Source organism: Williamwhitmania sp. (genome assembly GCA_035529935.1).
Lineage (GTDB): Bacteria > Bacteroidota > Bacteroidia > Bacteroidales > Williamwhitmaniaceae > Williamwhitmania.
Window position 1 is genome coordinate 1 of the sequence record DATKVT010000014.1, and the last position, 3,235, is coordinate 3,235.

3 protein-coding genes and 1 rRNA gene are annotated in these 3,235 nt (G+C 45.2%); 2 read left to right on the forward strand and 2 right to left on the reverse strand.

All coding sequences use genetic code 11. The features are described 5' to 3' along the window. Nucleotides 1-158: 158 nt before the first annotated feature. Nucleotides 159-1,304 (reverse strand): glycosyltransferase, encoded by a 1,146-nt coding sequence (locus VMW01_00830; protein HUW04781.1) that lies wholly within the window; start codon nt 1,302-1,304, stop codon nt 159-161. A 39-nt stretch (nt 1,305-1,343) separates the two neighbouring features. On the opposite strand from VMW01_00830, the gene murB reads away from it, so the two are divergent. Both murB and VMW01_00840 read left to right on the forward strand, forming a co-directional pair. After that, complete coding sequence (murB, locus tag VMW01_00835; protein ID HUW04782.1) at nt 1,344-2,345, forward strand: UDP-N-acetylmuramate dehydrogenase; 1,002 nt, start codon at nt 1,344-1,346, stop codon at nt 2,343-2,345. A 156-nt stretch (nt 2,346-2,501) separates the two neighbouring features. Next, nucleotides 2,502-2,942 carry a hotdog domain-containing protein gene (locus VMW01_00840; protein ID HUW04783.1) on the forward strand — a complete coding sequence of 147 codons (441 nt, stop codon included), beginning with the start codon at nt 2,502-2,504 and terminating at the stop codon, nt 2,940-2,942. Between the two features lie 189 nt (nt 2,943-3,131). Here the strand turns inward: VMW01_00840 and rrf are convergent. Continuing rightward, nucleotides 3,132-3,235: ribosomal RNA gene (gene rrf / locus VMW01_00845) — 5S ribosomal RNA — on the reverse strand; the annotation flags it as partial.

Sequence of the window (3,235 nt, forward strand, 5' to 3'; positions counted from 1 at the left end):
TGCGCCATTGCCTACTTTATTGGTGGAAAAAGCACATCACTCATTCTCTTGGGAATGCTTTTAATCTTTCTGCTTGTGAGTAAGCCAGCAACTTTTCGAATTGCTGAGGATTTAAGCATTACAGAGGAGCAGCTGCCGGAGTAATGCGACCCCGCTAATCAACCTTTTTTCAATAGCCGAAATAGTTTCTCCTGTTCCTTGTTCCACGTTAACAAGGCAGCAGTTTTCTGCACATTAGCCAGCCAAAGATTACGCATTTCCTCGTTGGTAATCATTGTTCGCAAAGCATTTGCAAGTGCTTGAGGCGTGCGCTCTGCCAGAACCAATCCAACGCCGTAATCATCTACAATCTTCCTCATTTCAGGTAAGTCGGATACCAACACCGGAATGCCTGCGGCAATATAGTCGAACAGCTTATTTGGGAGAGCGTAGTGGTAGTTCAACCCCAAATCCTCCTCCAGCGAAAGTCCCACCATTGCTTCTGCGGTTATTGCCCGTAACTCACCGGGAGCAACTCTTCCAAGAAATCGAACCTGACCGGTGGCAACCAACGGTACAGCCAACTCTTTTATCGATTGCTCCGAGTCACCTGAACCGGCAATCCACAGATCTGCCTCCGGAAGCAGCTTCATGCTTTCGCAAAGCATCTCAAGGCCTCTACCCATGTTGAGTGCACCTTGATAAATGACAAGTGGCCGAGGGTGGTTCCTTAGAGGCATTGGAATTGGCTGTGCATATGGAAGGTTTCGGATAACCGTAAACAATCTTCCGTACCGTCTGGCATACTCCTGAGCAACGCCATCGGAAACAGTAAATGTCAAATCACATCCAGAGATGCAAGCCCGCTCAACCACTCGCCATGTTGCTCGTGCAAAACGATGCTTATCACCTACCAATTCAGGCACCTCAGTAAATAGCTCATGTGCATCAAAAACAAGGCATATAGGCTTTAGTAAGCGCATTGCCCTTGCAGCCAACAAGGTGTCGGTATCACATGCAACAACAACGCTAAATCGGCGAACAAGCAGGTAGAAAAAGGCCCACAAATTGTAGCATAGGTAGAATAATGAGCCATGGTTAAATGGAAGCCGAAATCGTACAATGGAGTAGGCCGAAGTAAAGGTGCGTTTGCTTAATGGCAATCGTCTACCCACGATGGTAACGCCATAGCCCAAGGTCGAAATGCTACTTGCCATTTTTGCTACGCGCTGGTCGGCCTCAATATCGTTGGTAACAAGAATTACAGCTTTTTGCAACTTTTTTCCCCAAATATAGCGAAAGATGCATGCCGTGAAGCCTTCCACCTCACTCAAAGTATGCTTATCTTTGAAAAAAATGGAAGAATGAAGGAATATAAGAGTTGCTCACTAAAGCCATACAACACCTTTGGCATTGAAGCAGAAGCCACTAGACTGATTATACTGGAAACAGAAACGGAAATACTGTCGTTATCGGAGGTGCTAAATTCAAATGAGCCTAGGCTTATTTTAGGAGGTGGAAGCAACATCCTTCTTACAAATAATTTTGAGGGTAACGTAATAGCCCCTTGGTTTAAGGGAATCGAAATTGTAGAAGATAAGGCTGATGGTGTGAAGGTAAAGGTCGCAGCAGGGGAAGAGTGGGACAGTTTTGTGGAGTGGGCTTGCCAAAGGAACTACTGGGGCATTGAAAATCTTTCGCTCATCCCCGGTAAAGTTGGCGCATCTCCCATCCAAAATATTGGTGCTTACGGGGTGGAAGTCAAAGATGTAATTGAATCGGTAACCTTTTTTGAAATAGAGAAAGGTGCATTTAGAACCCTTACGAACCAGCAGTGCCAATTTGGCTATAGGAACAGCATTTTCAAGCAAGAGCTCAAGGGGAAAATCATAGTCACCTCTGTAACTTTCAAGTTGAGTAAAGAACCCAAACCTATTCTTCACTACGCTAACCTACAGGATCTAGCAGGAGTATCGCCCACCACTATGGCCATTCGAAAGGTTGTGATAGGCATCCGGGAGTCGAAACTCCCCAACCCGAAAATTACTGGCAACGCAGGTAGCTTTTTCAAAAATCCGGTAATCGACGAAAAACTATTCAACAAACTAAAAGCAACCTATCCCGATATTCCCTCCTACCCAAGTGAAGGAGGAACTGTAAAAATTCCAGCGGGATGGCTAATTGAAAAAGGAGGATGGAAAGGTAAAACTGTTGGGAATGTAGGGGTTCACGCTAAGCAGGCCTTGGTTATTGTGAACTATGGAGGGGCAACGGGAGAGGCGATTATTGGGCTGGCCAAGGAAGTACAGCGCACCATCAAAAACCAGTTTGGCATTGAGCTAGAGATGGAAGTCAACGCAATATAAATCGGTAAAAACTATTCAGTGATTAACAATAGTTCACCGTTATATGCTCACTATTATCGAGTATCAACAACATCTAAATATCAGTTTTACAACATTAACTAGCAGAATAATAGCGTCAGTTGTCGTCTACCTTTGTAGTCACTTAAACAGCAAGGTATGAGCAAACAAATTCTAGAACCAAAGCCTACAATCACCATGAGACTTGTAAAGGGCGAAGATTTAAATCACCATGGAACCCTTTTCGCAGGAAGAACTGCTGAATGGTTTGTGGAATCAGGATTTATCGCCGCAGCCTCACTGGTTGATCCGCAGCACGTGGTTTGTCTTAAAATTCATGGAATGTACTTCACCAAGCCTGCACGGCCTGGTCAAATTCTTAAGTTTACCTCCAAAATTGTATTAGCAGGCAGGAGTAGCCTTATTGCCCACATCGATGTAATTCGTGCCGGCAGTGTGGAAGAACCTTTCGTTAGTGGGTTTATTACCTTTATTTATGTAGACGACACCACCAAACCGATTTCACACAACCTTGAAATTGTGCCAAAAAGCGATGAAGACATCAAACTCCACGAAATGGCTAAAGCGCTAAAGAAATAGATTAACCGATAAAACAACAACAGTTCGGAGCATTACCCAGAAAGGGTTCTGCTCCTTTTTATTTGGGGATATCAATAAGTTTTGAATAAGGGAGTTGTGCTGCCAACCGAGTTAATGGAAATGGATTCGGCAATTCGTTCAGGGGTATAAACAAAAAAAGTCCCGAGCTCAGTTGAGCTCGGGACAAAAAACCGGCGGCGGCCTACTCTCCCACCTTGCGGCAGTACCATCGGCGCTGGCGGGCTTAACGGCCCTGTTCGGAATGGGAAGGGGTGGTACCCCGCCGCCATAGC